Source organism: Levilactobacillus tongjiangensis, assembly GCF_003946345.1.
GTDB lineage: Bacteria > Bacillota > Bacilli > Lactobacillales > Lactobacillaceae > Levilactobacillus > Levilactobacillus tongjiangensis.
This window is the reverse complement of the sequence record NZ_RHNY01000004.1, coordinates 139096-159223: the sequence shown is the minus strand read 5'-3', so window position 1 is coordinate 159223 and position 20128 is coordinate 139096. Positions and strand designations below refer to the sequence as shown.

Genomic DNA, 20128 nt, shown 5'->3' with positions numbered 1-20128 from the left:
ATAATGGCACTCACCAATATTAATTTAGGCAGCGAGTTGGGGCTAGAAATCCTGCATCAACGCTGGTACGCACTTATTTTGTACCAACTCGACGCGCAACCGACTGACTTCATGGAACTGCGTCGCACCGTGCGTGGAATCTCTACGTTTAACCTGCTCCTCCGGTTAAAGAAACTGACGGAATGGGGCTTGATTGAAACCATTCCTGACGATGACTACAGTTACCGTCTAACAATCAGTGGCGTCATGTTTCATCAAATCCTGACGTCCCTAGAGAACTGGGGAAATACGACCCTCCGTCACGAATTGAAGATTTAAGCCCCGTCTCCGAATTGAAACTACCGCCACAGGAGGCTTCTATGCATAATTACGTAACACTATCAGGAAAAAACTTGCGAACTGGTTTGCGGGAAAGTCATGACATTTTGCTCACCGATTTAGTCCATGTCGTCGATCGGCGTGAAATCACTTACCTAACTCTCAAGAGTACTCGCATGGGCATCATCCGTAACGACACCTACCAAGCCACCAAAATGGCGATGGGTCAGCGTGACTTTGCCTACTTTCTAGATGAGACCAACCTGACCTTCGCACTCTACATCACTTCCGCCAACGTTCAAGCATTAAAGACGCTCTTAGCCTATGCGCGGCAACACCAGTTAATGTCAAAGTAACGTCGTCGACACACTAATTGGACTACCTCAAAACGAGGTGGCCTTTTTTATTTGAAAATTAATGAAAGCAAGTTGTTATTAGCCTTGTAATGACTAAATATTAGGATATTCACCATTGTGTATCGATTTGGTATGGTTCGCGTACAGGTTTGATGAAGCCGCCCATATCATGGTTCAAGTCAGGTATGATGATATTTGAAACGAGAAATGAAAACATATCTCCTAACGTGAAAGGTAGGAATTTTCATGAAAACTAGACAACGTACCTGGACTAAGCGGGCGGCCGCCATTCTCTCATTAGTCGCCGTCACCCTTCCCATGGCAACTAACGTGGCACATGCCAGTACCGCAGCACAATTGGCGCCACAACGGGCCGTGTACGGCTACTTTATGGATACATATAAGCAAAACGTGTCGACCTACAGAACGGCATCCAACAATCCGATGATTGGGATGCTGTCCGAATTTTCTAACTACTATGCAGATGGAAAAAATCTCGACAAAGCCTTGATGAAGGAAAACATTGATAAATCTGCTAAGATCACGCAAACGCGGACCCCTGCTGAAGAGGAACGGTCATACTTAACTGACCGGCGGGACCTCCGCTACTGTGTTATCAATGCTCTTGGCCCTTACGCGCCAGCATTCATAAAAAACGCAAACGCCCAAACACCTTTCCACTCGATGCCAAGCACCCCTGATCCAGTCAACAAAAAACACGAACGTGTTACTTGGGCTGATGAAAACTCTAAGTTGGGACCTATCGTGGCCTTCATGAATCACAATTCTTATACGGCGTACTCCAATACTGGGACTGTCAAAAGTGTCATTCGATACCAACGCCCTTACCGTTGGAGTACCGAAGTTAAACCCTTACCAGCGCTCACAAAAATTATGGCCGCTGCTCCCGCAACTGATTTTGATTTTGCCAGTGGTCACACCACGACTGGCTTTGAAGACGGACTATCATTAGCTTACGCTTTCCCAGAAAGATTCCAGGAACTCCTCACTCGTTCCTCAGAGATTGGCCTTGATCGCGTCATTGCTGGTCGCCATTCCCCGCTTGCTGTTATGGGTGGTCGCATGGCGGGAACGGCTGTCGTTGCCTCAGCTTTGAATAACCCCAGCAATAAAGATATGATGAAGAAGGCTTACGATGCCGCTCATTCCGACGCTTTACTGGGTAGCAAAGATTCATCAGCCCATGATGACTTTGCTGATTACTAAAAGAACCGGGAGGACTATCGTCGTCGGATGACCTATGGCTTCAAACAAATTGGCAATCCTAATGTCGATATGCACGTTCCCAAGGGGGCTGAAGCCTTACTTTCAACCCGACTTCCTTACTTGACTGACACCCAACGCCGTGACGTCCTATTCACGACTGGAATGCCTTCTGGTTATCCGTTGATGGACGATGCTGAAGGCTGGGGACGTCTGGATCTATTCTCAGCAACCAACGGTTATGGTAAATTCAATGATGCCGTTACGGTTAAGATGGACGCCGCCAAAGGCAGTTTCAATGCCCGAGACAACTGGCGCAATGATATTTCCGGTAAAGGTTCATTGGTCAAGGCTGGAAGTGGTTTACTTCAATTAAGCGGTGACAACACTTACGCCGGTGGCGCGACCGTCAAAGGTGGGACGTTACAACTAGCCTCCACCACTGCCACTGGTAAGGGGAACGTTCAGGTCAAACGTGGCTCGCTCCAACTGAGCACTCAAAAAGTTACCGTCAAGGGACGCTACCAACAAGCTAAGAGTGGCCAATTATCCGTAGCGAAGAACGCCCGTTTAACCGTTAAGAAAGACGCTAAGTTAACCGGTACGTTGAAGTTAACTGCTGGCAATTTGAAGAACGGTGCCAAGATCATGACTTTCCGTAGCCACAAGGGTAAGTTTACCCACATCACTGGCTTACCAAAGGGCTGGCACGTTGTTTACACCAAGCATGCTGTTAAGTTAGTAAAATAGTTCACTTCAAAAGATCCAACGGTTCACTTCAAAAAGTGAGCCGCTGGGTCTTTTAACTTTCAGATTAGCGCTTACATTAATAACCAATTATTAGCAGACGTTTATGTTGTCTGGCATGTATCAATTGTGTGTGATTACTGTACAGGTTTGATTAACCATACTGACAACCTTCTTGTCTTCCCTTATGATAGATAAGCACCCGAAATTTAAAGCTTCACCAATTTGAAAGGTAGGTATTTTCATGAAGATCAGACAACGGACTTGGACCAAACGCGCAGCTGCAATTTTATCATTGGTAGCTGTGACGCTGCCAATGGCAACGAACGTGGCACAAGCCAGCTCGTCAAAGGATTTAGCGCCCCATCGTGCCGAATACGGCTACTTCATTGATACATATAAACAAAATATTTCCACTTACAAGACAGCATCCAATAACCCAATGGTAGGAATGCTCTCAAGTTTCTCGAACTACTACGCTAATGGCAAGAATCTGGAAAAGGCCTTGATGAAGGAAAACATCGACAAGGCCGCTAAAATTACCCAGACGCGGACGCCGGCTGAAGCCGAACGGTCCTACTTAACGGACTGGCGAGACCTTCGTTACAGCGTTATCAACGGTTTGGGGCCTTACTCATCAGCCTTCATCAAGAACGCAGATGCCAAGACTGATTTCACGTCAATGCCTTCAACGCCCGATCCTGCCCACCGTCCTTGGGGCCACACACCATGGGCTTCTGAAGATTCAAGATTAGGACCTATCGTGTCTCTGTTGAATCACAACTCCTACACCGCTTATTCTGGAACCGGTGTGATCAAGGACGTCGTTAAATACAAGCGTCCTTACCGTCAGAGTAGTGAAGTTAAGCCATTACCAGCATTGGTCAACGTGATGGCTGCTGCGCCAGAAAACGACTACGACTTTGCCAGTGGCCACACGACCGCCGGCTTTGAAGACGGGTTGAACTTGGCTTACGTTGTTCCAGAACGTTTCCAACAAATGATCACCCGTTCCTCTGAAGTTGGTCTTGACCGGATCATTGCTGGCCGTCACACGCCATTAGCTGTTATGGGTGGTCGGATGGCTGGTACAGCCGTTACCGCCAGTGCTCTGAGCAATCCTAGCAACCAAGACATGATGAAGAAAGCCTACGACGCTGCTCACTCTGATGCCCTCTTAGGCAGCAAGGACACGACGACTCAAGATGACTTTGGTGACTACGCAACCAACCGTGACAACTACCGTTACCGGATGACGTACGGCTTCAAGCAAATTGGTAACCCTAACGTGGCAATGCGCGTTCCTAAGGGTGCCGAAGTATTGTTGGCTACTCGCCTGCCTTACCTGAACGCTACACAACGTCGGGATGTGTTATTCACAACTGGAATGCCTTCAGGCTACCCTGTCATGGATGATACTGAAGGCTGGGGTCGTTTAGATCTCTTCTCAGCTGCCAACGGTTACGGCAAGTTCAATGACAAGGTGACTGTTGCCATGGATGCCAAGCAAGGTGGTTTCAACGCTAAAGATAACTGGCGGAACAACATCGCTGGTAAGGGTTCCTTGGTCAAATCTGGTACCGGTCTACTCCAACTGAGCGGGAACAATGCTTTCACTGGTGGGACTACGGTTAAGGGTGGTACGCTGCAATTAACTACGGCCACTGCTGCTGGTAAAGGGAACGTTAAAGTCAACGGCGGGACGCTGCAATTGAGCACTAAGAAAGTTACCGTTAAGGGGAACTTCCAACAAACTCAAAAAGGCCAACTCCGCGTAGCCAAGAATGCTCACGTAACGATCAAGAAGACTGCCAAGTTAGGCGGTACGCTGAAGTTAACCGCCGGTAGCTTAAAGAACGGGACGAAAGTTCTGACCTTCAAGAACCACAAAGGCAAGTTTGCTCACGTCAGCGGCTTACCAAAGGGCTGGCACGTTGTTTACACGAAACACGCTGTTAAATTAGCTAAGTAAGCTTTGCAGCTACTGTTGACTCCCCCGTCACACTAGCTAAGCAACCAAAAATAGTCGCCAGCAGAGATGTCAAAACCTCTGCTGGCGACTATTTGGGTTATTCTTTAAATTGAATCTTTACGTAATCACGATACAGTGGCAAGCTGGCCATCAATTCCGTATGGGTGCCATGTCCGCTAACATGGCCATCCTCAATGAAGTAGATATTGTCAGCATCAACAATCGTGCTCAAGCGGTGCGCAATAATTAGCGTCGTGCGGCCTTTCATTAGCTCGCTCAACGCTTGCTGGACCATCGCTTCTGATTCAGAATCTAAACTGGCCGTCGCCTCATCCAGCAGGAGAATCTTGGGGTCTCTGAGAAAGGCTCGGGCAATTGCCAAGCGCTGACGTTGGCCCCCACTGACTTTCACACCTCGTTCACCGACCTGTGTGTCCAAGCCATCGCTCATGTTGTGAACAAAGCCATCGGCTGAAGCGAGTTGCAAAACGTGCCACAATTCCTCATCGCTATAGTCCCGGTTGGCACCATAAGTTAAGTTATGGCGAATGGTTCCCGCCATGATGGCCGAGTCCTGGCTTACGTAGCCAATCTGCGAACGCCAATCACTCAAGTTAAAGCTTTGAACGTTCTCGCCGCCAATGGTGACCTGGCCGTTTTCTGGCTGATAATAGCGTTCTAGCAAACCAAAAATCGTAGATTTACCCCCACCGGAAGGCCCGGCAAACGCCACTACCGTGTTGGGCCGTGCTTCAAAATTCACGTCGTGTAAGACTGGTTGCCCATCTTCATAGGAAAAATCAACGTGTTGCATAGCCAACGTTTGGTCACTCACTGATTGTGTTGGTCCATCCTCCAAGGCTTCTTCTGGTTCTGCCAAGAGCTCCTGAACTCGTTCAGTTGAGCCACTAGCCTTCGACAAATCGGTGAAGAAACGTGCCAACGTTCCCGCTGGTCCAATGATTTGGAAAAGATACATCAGGAAAGAAAACATCGTTCCCATGCTCATCGTCCCTGCTGACACCCGGACCGCTGCGTAGGCTAACACCCCGACGAAGACGGCCAACATACTGGCCGTCATTGCTGGCCCAGCAATTGAATCGTAAATTGCTTCCTTCAAACCAATTTGGTAAAGACTCTGAATCTCTTTCGCTCCGGTCTGTTCTTCATAACTCTCGGCATTGGAAGACTTAACCAAACGAATCTCACTCAGCGTCTCATCGCTGACCCCACTAAATGCAGCCATGGCATCCTGGCGTTGGTGGCCAATTTTACGTGAAAGTTGCATGATTGGAAACATCACGGCCATGACTAGTGGGACTGCAATGAACATAATCATGGTCATCTTCCAGTCCATCAGTAGCATAATGACCAGCGCACCTGCTAATTGTAGAAGCGACGTCACCATCTGGGGAAATGAATTGGCCAACAAGTTTTTGATTTGCATGGTGTCGTTGACCAACCGCGACGTCATCTCACCAGTCTTGACGTTATCAAAGTAGCTGACTCGTAATCGAATCAATTTTTGCCATAACGTTTCCCGCAATCCAGCAACAACATTTTCGCCAAAGAATCCAAGCAAGGCCCCGGAGACCGCACTGACCAGCGCACTCACAATGAATAAACCGATTACCGTGATCAGCAGGGGTTGGTTCATCGCATGACCGAGTCCATTGATCAATGACTGAGCCAACTTGGGTACCGCTAATTGGGCACCAGTGGCCAGCATCCCCAGAAATAGGCCAACCCACAATTGCCAATACTTAGGTTTCGTGTGCCGAATCAAATTTAAAAATCCTTTAAAATCAAACTTTTGCGCTGACCGCTGCCGAGCTGTCTTAGGCGCTGCAATTCTACGTTCCATCTCTTTGCCTCCGTTAACCCTAAATTAGAAACGTGGTCGGCCCATCCCGTGTGGCCAGCCATGCCCGCGTTGCATAAAGTCGTCCCAATCTAAATCACTGATTTGGTGACTCAACTTGGTCAATAATTGCTCGAGTTGAACCTGTTCATCAGCGGTCAATCTGCCAAAAAGCTGATCAGCAACATCATCCTTATGTTCATGATATTGGTCAAACAATTCATGCCCGCGTTGACTCAATCGCACAATAATGGCCCGTTTATCGGTCGGACTTGGTACCCGCTCGACAAACCCAGCCTCTTCCAACCGATTGATCGTCGCACTGACTGAGCTTGGCCGAATGTCTAACACTTCGGCAATTTCGGCGTTAGTCAGCCCATCCGGTGTCTTCGCCAATACCTTGAGCAATCGTCCCTGACCACGACGACCATTAGGGCCACCATGACCACCCATTCCAGCCTGATGCCCGACTGCCATCAAGAAGGCACGGTTTTGCAACAACTTCCCAAAACTCTCTAATAAATCGCGACTGCCATCTGTCATTTGACTTTCCTCCTGTGTTCTTAATGGAATTATATTAGCACGATAGTTAGTTTTTGTAAACTAAAACTAACTAAAAGCTAACTATTTCTCAGATGTCCCCTTTAATATCTGACAGAATTCCGGGAAATTAAAAGAACCTCTCTGGGAGGTCCTCACGAAACTATCAAAATTGTAGACTAAGCTTTGCCGATAGCAAAGTAGTGACCTTCAGGATCTGGGAAGCCAAACGCTGGCTGGCCATTATCATCGGAAATTGGCGTGGCACCTGCTAACCGGTCATGTAGCCCCTCAAAGTCGTCACTGAAAAACATGATAGATGGTTGATTGCCGAGAACCTCTGGTGAATATTTCTTAATAAATTCGTTTGAGAAAAACGATAGCTCCACCCCAAACGGCATAGCGAGTACGACATTGGTCGAACCATCCGGCAGTGGCGATTCCGCTACCGTGGTCATTTCAAAGTTTTCCCGCCAAAATTTCACCACGGTCGCAACGTTATCCACGTACAGCATTACCCGTGTCTTTTGCATCCTCATCACTCCTTTAATAGATGGTCATAGTCTACCCCAGCCCATCAAGCAAGGCAATTAACCTTACTTATCAAAATAATGCTAGCTATTCTGTAAATAAACGCGTATGCTTAGTCATGCAGGTTTGCGCCTGCCCAGTTGCTCTGTACATTCCAGATGTATCCTATGGATCAACTGGTGCCCTCATCTCGGATTGATGAGGGCTTTTTTGTTGCCTAAAAACTGACTACTTCAAATTGCGTCCGGACCGTTCCAACCCCACATCTGGCGACCAGTAAGACGTCAGGACACACTAATTTGCATGCTAAAACGCCGTCCACTCAGTTCGAACCTGAGTGAACGGCGTTTTTACGTGTGAAGTGACTTAATTACTCAAGATATTGCTTTGCGGAAGCCACAATGTCTTGCAGACCCTTCTTAGCATCTGAGAAGAACATCTGGGTGTTATCCAAGGAGAACAATGGGTTTTGAACACCGGCATACCCGGTACTCATTGAACGCTTAATAACAACGACGGACTTGGCTTTGTCAACGTCCAGGATAGGCATCCCGGAGATGGCATTACCACTTTCCCGTGCCAATGGGTTGGTAACATCGTTGGCCCCGATAACTAAGGCAACGTCAGTACTTTCAAACATTGGGTTGGCATCGTCCAACTGCTTCATTTGATCGTAAGGAACGTTAACGTCGGCCAGCAGCACGTTCATGTGCCCAGGCATCCGCCCAGCAACTGGGTGAATGGCATAGTTGACGTTGATACCCTTATCGGTCAGAACCTTAGCAAGTTCAGCAACTTCGTGTTGTGCTTGCGCAGCGGCTAACCCATACCCAGGAACGATCATGACGTTCTGAGCGTAAGCCAGTTGCAAGCCAATATCATCAGCAGAAGTTTCCTTGACGTCAACAGGTACGTCGGCACCAGCAGAACCACTGTCACTATCGCCAGTCCCAAAGCCACCGGCTAAGATGTTGGCAACGGAACGGTTCATGGCTTCAGCCATTTGCAAGGTCAAAATCGTCCCGGCAGCCCCAACTAAGGCACCGGCAATGATCAAGACTTGGTTGTTGATAACGAACCCGGCAAAGGCAACGGCTAAACCGGTGAAGGCGTTCAACAGTGACACCACAACCGGCATGTCGGCCCCACCAATTGGTAAGGTCATCAGTAACCCGAAGCAAAGACTCATTGCCAGACCCAAGACCACGTACCAAACGTTAGTCGTGAATCCAATCATCATAACAGCTGAACCTAAAATAGCAATAACTACTAAAATATTTAAGAGTCGTGCACCTGGGAAGGTAATTGGCTTACCAGAAACGTGTCCGGAAAGTTTCCCAGTGGCAATCAGTGAACCAGAGAAGGTAATGCCCCCAATAATCACGTCCAACAGGACTGGTAAGGAGAAGGCAATGCTCAGGCTAGCGCCGTCACCCTTCATTAAGTAATCGAAAATACCGATAACAGCAGCGGCACCACCACCAACGGCGTTAAACAAACTAACCAGTTGAGGGACGTCGGTCATTGGCACTTTCTGTGCCTTGACAGCCCCGTAAACAATCCCGAGGATACCACCGACTAACAGAACGCCCCAACCCATTGTCGTAATTTTGCCTTCAATTAAGACGTTAATGACAATGGTAACCACAGCCATTAACATCCCAATTGCGGACAGGCCGTTCCCTTGACGCGCCGTCTTAGGCGAACGCATCAAATGAACACCCATGACATAACAAACCGCGGAGACCAGGTAGACCAATGATGAACACGTTTGTAAAATACTCATTTCTGATCACCCTCCCCTGCATTATTGCCTGGTTTAGGCTTCCGGTCGAACATTCCTAGCATTCGGTCCGTAACGGTGTAACCACCAGCCACGTTGACGGCGGCAAAGAATGCTCCGAAAAAGGCTAAGATGTAAAACAACGTGCTATTGGCTTCCGCCGCAATGACGAAGGCCCCAACGATAACGACACCATGAATGGCGTTAGCACCAGACATCATTGGCGTCTGCAACGTTGCAGGAATCTTACTCATAACTTCAAACCCAACCAATAGGCTAAGCACAAAAATAGCTAAATTTGTAAATAGTTCTTCGCTCATGCCTAATCAACTCCTTTTGCGTCGTCTTTTGCTTCATCCGGCGTCTGAGTATCGTCTTGCGCTTGAGCAGCTGGCTTACGTTCTGGCAATTCCATGGCAGAACGTAAACGATTGCTAATAATTTCACCTTGATAAGTAGCCAGTAATTCACCAACCACGTCATCATCAATATCAAAGACTAACTTACCATCTTCAGTGATATCCGTGATCACAGCTTGGACGTTCTTAGCAAACATATCAGAAGCTGAAGCTGGTAACTGACTAGCCATGTCCCCAGCACCAACGATTTGGGCACCATTGGCAGTAGTAACCGTTTCGGCTGGCTTGGAACCAGCGACGTTACCACCCAAGTCACTAGCAGCTAAGTCAATGAACAAGGTCCCAGGCTTAGCTTCGTCCACGGACTTCTGAGTAACCAGAACTGGTGGCCGGCGTCCAGGAACCTGGGCAGTAGTAATAATCACATCGTTTTGCGCGATGAACCCAGCTAATTCTTCTTGTTGTTGTGCCGTTTCTTCAGGTGTTAAGGCCCGGGCGTAACCGCCTTCACCAGAACCTGAAACCGACGTCGTCAGGAAGGTTGCTCCTAAGGACTCAACTTCACCACGTGAGGCTGGCCGAATATCATAACCAGACACCATGGCGCCTAACCGGTTAGCGGTTCCAATTGCTTGCAACCCAGCAACCCCGGTCCCCAGGACCAAGACTTTAGCTGGCTTGGCAGTGCCGGCAGCGGTGATCATCATTGGGAAATACCGAGAAAAATGATCAGCGGCCATCAACGCGGCCTTGTAACCAGCAACACTGGACTGAGAACTCAAAACATCCATCGTTTGGGCCCGTGACACGGTCCGTGGCAAGAGTTCAAATGACAAGGCGTTGATCTTCTTAGCAGCTAACTTCTTAACGAAATCAGTGTCAGTAAGTGGTGCCAGCAGCCCAATCAGGCTCTGACCTTCACTCATCTGATCGACAACCTCACTAGATGGTTGGTTGACCGCCGCAATAATTGTGGCCCCTTTAATTGCCGTTGCTTGGTCAACCACTTTGGCACCGGCATCTGTATAAGCAGCATCCTGATAAAAGGCACGACTCCCAGCGTCTTTTTCAACTAAGACCTGGTAGTCACTTTTAACGAGTTTGCTAACAACCGTCGGTGATAATGCAACCCGATTTTCATTGGGTGCTTCCTTTAAAACCGAAATGGTAATTGGCATTCAATCCATCTCCCTTTTTTGAGAATCACTTCACAATTTAACTATAATTCATTCTGCGTCACAAAACAATGGTTCAAAGCTGACAAAAAAGAAAACGGTCTCATCCCTTGTTTATAAAGCTATCGTGCCGCGGTTTCACCTTTGAAAGATTTCCAAACTATTTTTGTGAAATCGGTTGCCCACTTTGCTAATTTTTCCCTTGACGGGTTCCTTTATCGGCCAATCTATTGCATAATGAACCCAACCACATATCTGTCCAGCGACCTATCTATTAATGGGAGGGATTCAGCATGTCTTTAGAAACTGTCACGACCTTTTTTGAACAACTAAACTTAACCGATCGGATCACCGAGTTTGACCAGTCGACCGCAACCGTGGCCGATGCCGCCGCTACCCTGGGCGTCCGGCCCGACCAAATCGCAAAAACGTTGGCTTTAAAGCTTAAGGAAGGTCCCATTGTTATCGTGGTCAAGGGAACTGCCAAGATTGCCAACCCGAAGTTCAAGGCTGAATTCCACCAAAAGGCCCATATGGTTCCTTTTGATGAACTGGAAGACCTAATTGGCCATCCCGCCGGTGGCGTCTGCCCGTTTGGCTTAAAACCCGGAGTGGGGGTCTACTTCGACGTTAGCTTAAAGGATGAAGACGTGGTCTACCCAGCCGCCGGTATCCCAGATGCCGTGGTGAAACTGACCGTCGACGAGATGGAGAAGTACGCCCAACCCTTAAAGTGGATCGACATTGTGAAGGAAGATTAGGCAATGTGCCTTCTAATACACGTTTTAACAAGCTATAATTGACGATAAGATGGGTTTGGGACAAAAGTCTCAGACCTTTTTGGTGCTCCGAACGTAGATCGTTGAAACGTGAGACAACTGGAATAACGGGCAATTAGTCCATCTGGCAGTTTTCCCCCGTTGACAACCTGCCCCACTTCACCCAAACTAGATGGGAGATTTCTTATTAAGGAGGGACACTCGGTGACCTGGTTTTTCATTATTCTTCCAGCCTTATTGGCGGGATTGGTTCAAGGACTGACGGGCTTCGGTGCTGTCATTATCATGATGATTTTCTTCCCATCAATTCTCCCCATGGCCCAAGCAGCCGGAGTTGGTGGCGTCATTATGTTGGCTAGCGTGCTCACCCTGGCCTTTCGGTACCGCCAACATCTACATTTCAAACGAATCATTATTCCCTTTATCATCTACGCAATGGTTGCCACTTGGTCCGTCCATCTGGGACACGTCTTAGATGCCCACCTCCTGCGCATGCTGTTAGGCGGCTTATTAGTGGCGTTATGCCTCTACTTTACCCTTGCACCGGGAGCGGGCAACCAACGTTACCCGTGGTACATCGCCGGTTGTTTCATGATTGTCTCAGGATTTTTCAACGGCCTCTTCGGCATTGGTGGTCCCCTCATGGCTTTGTACTTTCTATCCTTGTCCAAATCAATGCCCGAATACATCGCAAGCATTCAAACCTTTTTTCTGATCGATACTTTCTACATCACCAGTATTCGGGTTGCGAACGGTATTTTGGTCAAGCCAGACATCCCCTACATCCTGGTGGGAATGGTCGCTGCAACCATTGGGACGATTATTGCCTCCCACTTACTCACTCGGCTGAATCCCGACACCATTAAACGGTGGATTTACGGATTCATCGGCCTGAGTGGCATCTACTACTTATTCTTCTGACACCCGCAAACGCAAAAAAGGTGGCCACCGCTTAAACTCGGTGACCACCTTTTAGATTTAATCCAGCGTGCGATTCTTCTCTAACCGCCAGGCCAGAATGATACAGATAACCAGCATCAGCGAAGACAATGTGTAGCTAATTTTAATTCCCACCAACTGGCTGTTCATATGAAAATTAATGTGACTATTGGCCGTCAAACTAATAATTGCCACCAACAGGGCTGTCCCAAACGACGCCGCTACTTGCCGCATCGTGTTGTAAACGGCCACCCCATCCGGAATCGCGTGAGCCGGCAGCATGGACCAGGCGTGGGTCTGAATTGGAATCAAAACTAGTACCAGCCCCAACTGCCGAATCGTTTGCCCCACAACGACAAACATAATGGACGACCCACTCCCCGTCGAGCTCAATAACAGCGACCCAACAATATCAATGCTGAGCCCAATGATCACCATTTTTCGGAAATCATATTTATCATAAAAATGGCCACTCAGTGGTGAAATGAACGTCGTCAAAATGGCCCCGGGCGTTAGCGTTAGCCCCGATACAAAGGCACTCTGATGAAAGACGTTTTGCACCAAAATTGGAATAATGACGGAATTTCCGTACATCGTCACCATCAACAACATGTTAATAATCAGTGGCAGGTTGAATTGCTTGTACTTAAAGACCCGTAGATTGAGCAATGGGTGTGGAACGCCCCACTGACACTTTACAAAGCCTGCTAACAAGATAATCCCAATGACTAGTGGGACGATACCCTTCATTGAAATGAACGGCGCTTCACCAATATTGGAAAAACTTTACAGGGCTGCCGTCAACCCCAGTGCCGACAAAATCAATCCCTCTAAATTCAGTTTTTCTTTATGTAACTCACCCACGTTATCAATAAACTTGACGGCAAACAAAATATCCACCAGCATCAACGGTAGGGTCAGCCAAAACAGATAACGCCAGGACAGGTGCATCAAAATCACCCCGGAAACTGTCGGCCCCATAACGGGAGCCAAGTTCAAGGCTAATCCCACAATTCCCATCGCTTCGCCCCGTTCGCTCGGGCGAGTCGAGGTCATGACGACCACGTTGACCAGGGGGATCAGGATGCCGGCCCCCAAAGCTTGAACCATCCGCCCCACAATTAGGATGGGATAGAGTGGTGCAATCGCCCCAATTAAGGTTCCTACCATAAATAATCCCGCCGCGGTCATGTACAATTGCCGTGTCGTGAACCGTTTGATCAGATAAGCTGTCGTCGGAATCATCAGCGCATTGACCAGCAGATACCCGTTGTTTAACCATTGGCCCTGTGCGGTCGTGATTGAAAAAGCCCGCATGACGGACGGTAAGGCGGTCGTCATCAAGGTTTGATTCAGAATACTTAAGAATGCCCCGACCATAATCAGGATAAAAGAGAAGCGATTTTTAGTCATTTATGCTAAACTACTTTCAATTAGATTAAGTTGACAAAAGCAACTTTAATAAGCATAATGAACTTAGTTGCTTTTGTCAACTACATAAGGAGAACCGCCATGAATAGTCAAGACATTCATCATATTCGGGAATTTGACCGTTTCTATACGCGAATCTTCCGTCTAACCGACAAGTACCACCTACAAACGACGTTAACCCTCCTAGAAGCTCGTTTACTGCTCGAAATCGCTGAAAATGGGTACAACACTGCCAATCAGCTTGTTCAGGTTCTACGAGTCGATAAGGGCTATCTCAGTCGAATCCTTAAGCGGCTGGAGGAACGCGGCTTACTCGCCCAAACACCAGCCGAATTGGATAAGCGTTCAAAAATCCTATCACTGACTGACGCTGGGAATGAGCAACTGGCCATCATTAACCAACGGTCGGACGATCAAGTACGAAGCCTCTTCACCAACCTCACTGGCAGTGAAACGAAGCAGGTTATCTCAGCCATGCAATTCATTGAAGAACACGTCACTAAAATCAAGGAGTGATTCCCCATGTCCAACATCTACATGCGTTCAGCCCAACCAGCTGACCTCGACCAAATTATGACCATCATCGACCAAGCCAAAGCCTTGTTAAAATCCGACGGTAGCAGTCAATGGCAGGATGGTCACCCCAACCGAGCCACGCTGACCGAAGACATTGCCCAGCACCACTGTTGGGTCTTGATCGTTAATGGTCAACTCGCTGGCACAGCCACCCTGATTGTTGGGGAAGAACCCACTTACCAGGAAATTCAAGCTGGTAACTGGGTCGACACCCAACACCCCTACGCCACGTTCCACCGGATTGCCCTCTCTGCAGACTTCCGGGGTGAGCGCTTGAGTGATTATTTCTTCTCAAACCTAATTTCCCAAGCTTATCAGCAAGGTGTCCGTCATCTACGAATCGACACGCACGAACAGAATCAGCGGATGCAGCACATCGTGGGGACATTTGGCTACCAGTACCGAGGCATTATTTACGTGAACCCGACACCAGACGGTAAACGCCTAGCCTATGAACTGAATTTAGATTAACTTTTAAGGCCATAATCACAACATCTGATTATGGCTTTTTACTTAGCCGTATTTTGTGCGTAAATTAAGAGCAATTTGCTAATCCCTGCTGGTTCATTTTGATATTCTTGCACCATTTGCACGAAAATCTTGTACATCGCCAGGTCACCGTGTTCTGACTCAGGGCTAATTGCCTTGTCATGTAAATCAGCTGTAATTTGTTGAAAAATATGGTTAAACTCAGATTCTAAATTTTCGAGCGAATCTTCTTCTGGAAAGTCGTTCATCACCATTTCGAAATGTAATTTTAAACTTGCCCAATAACTACTCATAACAGCAACTTGCTTAACTGCAGTATCTCCTAATAGCAGGTTACCATCCCTAAGCTCCGTGATTACCGCTAATGGTATGTCAGTATCACCGGCAATTTGAGAGGAGCTAACGTTACTGTTGACCAGTTCAAGAGCATCTTTTTCGATGGTGCTTATATGTTTCCGTGGATGACTCATCTTCCGACCTCCTGCTATTCTTACAGATCGACCTGAAATCATTCAAAAAGGCCATCGCCAATTAGCACTCACGGGTGTTGACTGGCGATGGCCTTTTCAATTGGCTTACCTAAAATTAAGCCTTAGTCAGGTAGTTCGCTTTAATCTGTTTAATTTGGGTCGGCGTGATCTTTAACCCCTTCTTGATGTAATTATTCATTGAGCCGTACTTCCCCTTCACTTGGCTGTAGAACAAGTTCAGCAAGTCTGGCTTAGCCCAGTCCACGTTCAACTGCGTGTTAGACAGCAAGTAATCCCGTTGAATGTCAGCTTTGTCGACCCCTAGAATCGTATAGAGAATCGCTGCTGCGGTCCCAGTCCGGTCCATGCCATGTGAACAGTGGAAGAGTAACGCGCCCTTCTTGTCCTTAGCTGCTGCTACCAGTAACTTACGGTAACTCTGCTTAGCGGCTGGCTTATTGGCCATGTCCCGGTACATCCCCGCGTCATCATTATCGTAGTTTGACTTAGTCCCCAGCACAGACGCGTGCAGATACTTTACGCCAGCAATCTTCACGTCTGGTTTTTCTGCCATCTGCTTCTTGGTTCGCAAATCAAAGATTTCTTTCAGATGGTATTTTTTCACCAACTTCTTAGTATCAGCCTTAGTCAACTTCTCCAAGGAATCGCTCCGCAGTAGCCGGTCCTTCTTGACCCGTTGACCAGACTTGGTTTTATACCCGCCCAAGTCCCGCACGTTCTGGGCCCCCTTCAGCTTGATTGCTGGCGTCAGCTTCTTAGAAACAGCCGGTTGTAAGGCCGGGTCCACCTTAGAGGTTGCCGCTTGGACTGGCACAGCACCAACCCCCAGCAAGATCAATGAGCAACTAACAGAAGCTAGAATAGCACGAATTTTCATACGACCTGATATCCCCTTTCTGAATAGTCTAACTTTATCAAGCCTATGTAAATTTCCGACCAATTTTCGGTAAGTTTTATGTATAAACCATTAAACTACTTAGTAAAGAAAATACGTAATAATCATCTAACACTATTCGTAATAAAAACGCCGATGTTACTCATCTAAAGTTGGTAACCCATTGTGGTCTTCAGCGGGAATCGTGCTAACCCACAATCAGAGCCGGCGGCGGAATCCCTGGCCGCCGGAGTGCAACTACTTTAGTAAAACGTTCAGGCGTTAACTCAACCACCCATCCATTTCAAACTTCTTCATTTGAATGATGTGGCCCGCCATGGCCGTCAGTCGTTGGGTCTCCTGGTACCGTGAATCAGTCGCAACTTCTCGTTCAAACGCTGCCGTCAATTTTACCAACTCTGAAGAAGAGAACAGGTATTTCAGAACATCCTGCTGCTCTAATAGGGCATACAAGTTCCGCGTGGTAACGGCCGGTGCGTCACTAAAAATGTCGGCCTTGAAATCTGCTAAAACCTGAGCTCGACTCGCATCTAACGGCAAATAGATCACCTTAGGTATCAGATTGTTCTGAAAAATCTTTTTCTCCGTCAGCCCCTGCTTCAGCAAACCGCCACCAATACCATCATAGAGCGCATTGGCCACGTTCCAGCTCGTCACAAACTTCAAATCAGCTTCCAAGGTTTCATCCTGACCGGCGTTCGCCTGCAATCGCTCACGTAAAACCGTGACGTAGGTCGGTTGCGCCGCTAGCTTTTTCGAATCAGCCACCGTTAACCGCTCATGACTGATTGCCAACACGCCCTGCGTTACCAAATCCAGTACCACTGCCAACACAAAATACGCTTGCGTCGTGAACCGGGTTCGTAAGACTGGCTTCTTACCAATTCGTTCAGTTAAAAGGAAAAACTTTTCTGCTGTCGTCAACGTCAACTTAGATTCCTCCCATCATTTACTTAGCTGCCAAACACTACCTATTAGTCTAACGCCTGCTAATCAACGACACAAAAAAGCAGCTCCCTAAGTGTTGAGAGCTGCTCTAACTGTGGTCGACAACCAATAGAACCACATAACCACCATTTTTATTTATTCATTCTTCGTACCATTTACCAATCAATCTAATTGCTTGCTCTTATAATAGCATAGAAAAGGTTACTTGTTAACAACTGCACAAGAGTTTCTCAGCAAAAGGGTTCAAGAACATGCACTTGAACCCTCCACAGCGCTATGAGACTAGGATTCTTCAATCCCAGAAATTAATGATAAATCATGCATATCGTCGCCTAAATCTTTGTAAAGGTTCCGGTATAACTGGTAATACTTGTTGTAGGTCGCATGCTGTTCAGCACGTGGTTCGACCTTATCGCCAAGCACTTGCCACTTTTGAACTTCGTCTACCGTTAAAGTATCGGTAGCTAAGCCCGCGAGCATCACGTCACCCAGGTTAGCTTCCGCATCGTCAACTGGTGTGCGGACAGCGTAGCCGGTAACGTCAGCAAACATTTGAACCCAGTCCTTCGAGTGCGTTACACCGCCGGCAATAACGATGTAATCTCCCAGGTCGCGCCCAGTACTCTCGATACTGTGCCGCAATGCATAGCAGACCGCTTCTTGAAAGGCGTGGAACAAATCAGCCTTGGTGTGGACCAGTGACAGTCCGAAGACCATCCCTTTGGCATCGGAGTTCCAAACTGGAGCTCGTTCACCCATGAAGTAAGGCAGGACAACTAAACCGCGACTACCTGCTGGTACGTCCTTGGCTTCGTCACCCAAGGTAACGTAAGCGTTCTTACCACCCTGGTTCTGAACGGCAACTTCGGCATCTCCGAAGTTATCGCGGAACCACTTGGTGATGGCACCAGCTGTAGCAGACCCACTAAAGTTGTAGACCAAGTCACGTGACTTGTAAGGGTATGGCCAAACGATCATGCCCCGGCCCTTGATTGGCTTTTCGCTAACCAGAGCGGCGTTCATAGATGACCCAATCGCGGCAACGTAGCGACCAGGTTCCAAAACACCCATCCCAATGTTAGCAGCACCAACGTCGACCCCACCAGCAATGACTGGCGTGCCTTCATCTAATCCCAAGTCAGCGGCAGCGTCCTTGGTCAATCGCCCTGCAACCTCAGTAGCATCAACGAACTTCTGTGGCATCTTGTCCATCGGCACGCCCATGGCGTCCATCATTTCTTTGGACCAGGTGCCAGTGTTGATGTCATAGAAACCACCGATGTTGCCGGCAGCGGAGTAATCAATTGAAACTTCGCCGGTCAACTTGTAAATGGCGTAGTTGTTAGGTGGTAAGAATAAGGCAGTCTTCTTCCAATTCTCAGGTTCGTGGTTCTTGATCCACAGCACTTTTGTGTAGCCGTAGTAAGGATCCACGACGTCGTTCCCAGTAATTTCAGAAAGGCGGTCGAGGTCAACGTTTTGCTTGACCCATTCGGTTTCTTCGGCTGCACGCCGGTCCATCCAAATCAAGTCAGGCCGAATGGGATTCATCTCCTTGTCGACGGGAATCCCGGAGCCACCGTACAGACCACTCAGGCCAATGCCCTTGATATCTGCTGCGGCGATTCCACTTTCCTTAACGACAGCGCGAATGGAGTCCTTGACCCCTTTTAACCAGACATCTGGCCATTGTTCAGCCCAGAGTGGTCGTGGCGTTAACACATCATATTCTTCCAAATCTTGCGCAACTAAGTGACCGTTGGTATCCATCAGAATACTCTTCGTACCTGAGGTCCCAATGTCCGTTCCAATTAAGTACTTCATGTCGGTGTTCCTCTCTTCTCCTAAAAGTTAGTGACTATCGGTTTACCATGCAGTGAAGGCACCATCAACTAAGTAGTCGGAACCAGTTGAGAAGCTGCTGGTATCGCTAGCTAAGTAAACGGCCATGCCTTGTAATTCTTCTGGCTTACCTAAACGACCAAGTGGTGCCCAGTCATTCCAAGTCTTGATAAGTGGCTTCAAGTCAGGAGAGTTCAACGTTAAGTCGGTACCCATGTAACCTGGGCTCATGGTGTTAACACGAACGCCACGCTTGGCCCATTCGATAGCCAATGACTTGGATAATTGAATAACCCCAGCCTTGGTTGAGTTGTATGAACATTGTGGTTGTGGCCGGTTAACAATGTGGGCTGACATAGAAGCGGTGTTGACGATTGAGCCAGAACCTTGCTTCAACATGTAACGACCTGCAGCAGTGGAGCACAGGAAGACGGCGTTCAGGTTTAAGTTAACCACCTTTTGCCATTGTTCAAATGTCATTTCTTCAGCTGGTACGTTCAAGCACATGCCGGCGTTGTTGAAGGCAGCATCCAAACCACCTAATTCTTTAACCACCGTGTCGACCATGTTTTGAACTTGTTCAGGGTCCGTAACATCGGTCTTGATGGCGATAGCCTTTTGACCAGTAGCCTTAGCAATTTCTTCGGCAGTGGCCTTAGCCTTGTCGATGTTGATATCAACGATAGCGACATCAGCACCAGCTTCTGCCAAACCAGTTGCCATTGCTTTACCTAAACCTTGTGCACCACCAGTGACGTAAGCTTTCTTACCGTCAAGACGCATGCGATCCAAAATACCCATGATGAATTCCTCCTAAATTTTGTCGAAAGACGTTTTGTAAAACGACTTTCTTTAATTCGTGATTAAGCATA

General features: G+C 47.9%; 22 protein-coding genes. 9 read left to right on the top strand and 13 right to left on the bottom strand.

All coding sequences use genetic code 11. The features are described from left to right. Positions 1 to 3 precede the first annotated feature (3 nt). From EKM75_RS03485 to EKM75_RS03470, 5 genes are all read left to right on the top strand, one after another. Entirely contained in the window at positions 4 to 318 is a 315-nt protein-coding gene (locus tag EKM75_RS03485; RefSeq protein ID WP_125692162.1) for a winged helix-turn-helix transcriptional regulator, read from the top strand. Positions 319 to 359: 41 nt separating this feature from the next. Next, positions 360 to 674 (top strand): hypothetical protein, encoded by a 315-nt coding sequence (locus EKM75_RS03480; protein ID WP_125692160.1) that lies wholly within the window; start codon positions 360 to 362, stop codon positions 672 to 674. Positions 675 to 920: 246 nt separating this feature from the next. Next, positions 921 to 1901: a phosphatase PAP2 family protein gene (locus EKM75_RS12885; RefSeq protein WP_225426645.1), complete on the top strand. Its 981-nt coding sequence runs from the start codon at positions 921 to 923 to the stop codon at positions 1899 to 1901. Between the two features lie 27 nt (positions 1902 to 1928). Further along, positions 1929 to 2648 carry an autotransporter-associated beta strand repeat-containing protein gene (locus EKM75_RS13050; protein ID WP_318531118.1) on the top strand — a complete coding sequence of 240 codons (720 nt, stop codon included), beginning with the start codon at positions 1929 to 1931 and terminating at the stop codon, positions 2646 to 2648. A gap of 241 nt (positions 2649 to 2889) precedes the next feature. After that, positions 2890 to 4617: a phosphatase PAP2 family protein gene (locus EKM75_RS03470; protein ID WP_125692158.1), complete on the top strand. Its 1728-nt coding sequence runs from the start codon at positions 2890 to 2892 to the stop codon at positions 4615 to 4617. 97 nt (positions 4618 to 4714) lie between these two features. Here the strand turns inward: EKM75_RS03470 and EKM75_RS03465 are convergent, their stop codons facing one another. The 6 genes from EKM75_RS03465 to EKM75_RS03440 form a co-directional block, all read right to left on the bottom strand. Then, on the bottom strand, positions 4715 to 6481 hold the full coding sequence (locus EKM75_RS03465; protein ID WP_125692156.1) for an ABC transporter ATP-binding protein: 1767 nt from the start codon (positions 6479 to 6481) through the stop codon (positions 4715 to 4717). A 24-nt stretch (positions 6482 to 6505) separates the two neighbouring features. After that, entirely contained in the window at positions 6506 to 7021 is a 516-nt protein-coding gene (locus EKM75_RS03460) for a MarR family winged helix-turn-helix transcriptional regulator (RefSeq protein WP_125692154.1), read from the bottom strand. Positions 7022 to 7197: 176 nt separating this feature from the next. Further along, positions 7198 to 7551: a VOC family protein gene (locus EKM75_RS03455; protein WP_125692152.1), complete on the bottom strand. Its 354-nt coding sequence runs from the start codon at positions 7549 to 7551 to the stop codon at positions 7198 to 7200. A gap of 368 nt (positions 7552 to 7919) precedes the next feature. Next, positions 7920 to 9335 (bottom strand): NAD(P)(+) transhydrogenase (Re/Si-specific) subunit beta, encoded by a 1416-nt coding sequence (locus EKM75_RS03450; protein WP_125684420.1) that lies wholly within the window; start codon positions 9333 to 9335, stop codon positions 7920 to 7922. Next, positions 9332 to 9652 (bottom strand): NAD(P) transhydrogenase subunit alpha, encoded by a 321-nt coding sequence (locus tag EKM75_RS03445; protein ID WP_125692150.1) that lies wholly within the window; start codon positions 9650 to 9652, stop codon positions 9332 to 9334. The genes EKM75_RS03450 and EKM75_RS03445 overlap by 4 nt, the downstream gene beginning before the upstream one ends. A 2-nt stretch (positions 9653 to 9654) precedes the next feature. Beyond that, complete coding sequence (locus EKM75_RS03440) at positions 9655 to 10869, bottom strand: NAD(P) transhydrogenase subunit alpha (protein WP_125692148.1); 1215 nt, start codon at positions 10867 to 10869, stop codon at positions 9655 to 9657. A gap of 290 nt (positions 10870 to 11159) precedes the next feature. Here EKM75_RS03440 and EKM75_RS03435 point away from each other — a divergent pair, with 290 nt between their 5' ends. Next, positions 11160 to 11627 (top strand): YbaK/EbsC family protein, encoded by a 468-nt coding sequence (locus EKM75_RS03435; RefSeq protein ID WP_125692146.1) that lies wholly within the window; start codon positions 11160 to 11162, stop codon positions 11625 to 11627. A gap of 222 nt (positions 11628 to 11849) precedes the next feature. Next, positions 11850 to 12566 carry a sulfite exporter TauE/SafE family protein gene (locus EKM75_RS03430; RefSeq protein ID WP_125692143.1) on the top strand — a complete coding sequence of 239 codons (717 nt, stop codon included), beginning with the start codon at positions 11850 to 11852 and terminating at the stop codon, positions 12564 to 12566. Between the two features lie 57 nt (positions 12567 to 12623). Here EKM75_RS03430 and EKM75_RS03425 read toward each other — a convergent pair whose 3' ends face one another. Together EKM75_RS03425 and EKM75_RS03420 are read right to left on the bottom strand one after the other, a co-directional pair. Further along, positions 12624 to 13334: an MFS transporter gene (locus EKM75_RS03425; protein WP_125692141.1), complete on the bottom strand. Its 711-nt coding sequence runs from the start codon at positions 13332 to 13334 to the stop codon at positions 12624 to 12626. 36 nt (positions 13335 to 13370) lie between these two features. Next, positions 13371 to 13997, bottom strand: a complete 627-nt coding sequence (locus tag EKM75_RS03420; RefSeq protein WP_125692139.1) for an MFS transporter — start codon at positions 13995 to 13997, stop codon at positions 13371 to 13373. Positions 13998 to 14096: 99 nt separating this feature from the next. Here EKM75_RS03420 and EKM75_RS03415 point away from each other — a divergent pair, with 99 nt between their 5' ends. Next, positions 14097 to 14531 carry a MarR family winged helix-turn-helix transcriptional regulator gene (locus EKM75_RS03415; RefSeq protein ID WP_164508716.1) on the top strand — a complete coding sequence of 145 codons (435 nt, stop codon included), beginning with the start codon at positions 14097 to 14099 and terminating at the stop codon, positions 14529 to 14531. 6 nt (positions 14532 to 14537) lie between these two features. Beyond that, positions 14538 to 15062 carry a GNAT family N-acetyltransferase gene (locus EKM75_RS03410; RefSeq protein WP_125692134.1) on the top strand — a complete coding sequence of 175 codons (525 nt, stop codon included), beginning with the start codon at positions 14538 to 14540 and terminating at the stop codon, positions 15060 to 15062. Positions 15063 to 15100: 38 nt separating this feature from the next. Here EKM75_RS03410 and EKM75_RS03405 read toward each other — a convergent pair whose 3' ends face one another. From EKM75_RS03405 to EKM75_RS03385, 5 genes are all read right to left on the bottom strand, one after another. Next, entirely contained in the window at positions 15101 to 15550 is a 450-nt protein-coding gene (locus tag EKM75_RS03405; RefSeq protein WP_125692132.1) for a hypothetical protein, read from the bottom strand. 115 nt (positions 15551 to 15665) lie between these two features. Beyond that, complete coding sequence (locus EKM75_RS03400) at positions 15666 to 16448, bottom strand: tyrosine-protein phosphatase (RefSeq protein ID WP_125692130.1); 783 nt, start codon at positions 16446 to 16448, stop codon at positions 15666 to 15668. 279 nt (positions 16449 to 16727) lie between these two features. Continuing rightward, a complete protein-coding gene (locus tag EKM75_RS03395; protein ID WP_125692128.1) occupies positions 16728 to 17396 on the bottom strand; it encodes a hypothetical protein in 669 nt (222 codons plus the stop codon). A 300-nt stretch (positions 17397 to 17696) separates the two neighbouring features. Further along, positions 17697 to 19238, bottom strand: a complete 1542-nt coding sequence (locus EKM75_RS03390; protein ID WP_125692126.1) for an FGGY-family carbohydrate kinase — start codon at positions 19236 to 19238, stop codon at positions 17697 to 17699. Between the two features lie 42 nt (positions 19239 to 19280). Continuing rightward, on the bottom strand, positions 19281 to 20057 hold the full coding sequence (locus EKM75_RS03385) for an SDR family oxidoreductase (protein WP_125684393.1): 777 nt from the start codon (positions 20055 to 20057) through the stop codon (positions 19281 to 19283). Positions 20058 to 20128: the final 71 nt, after the last annotated feature.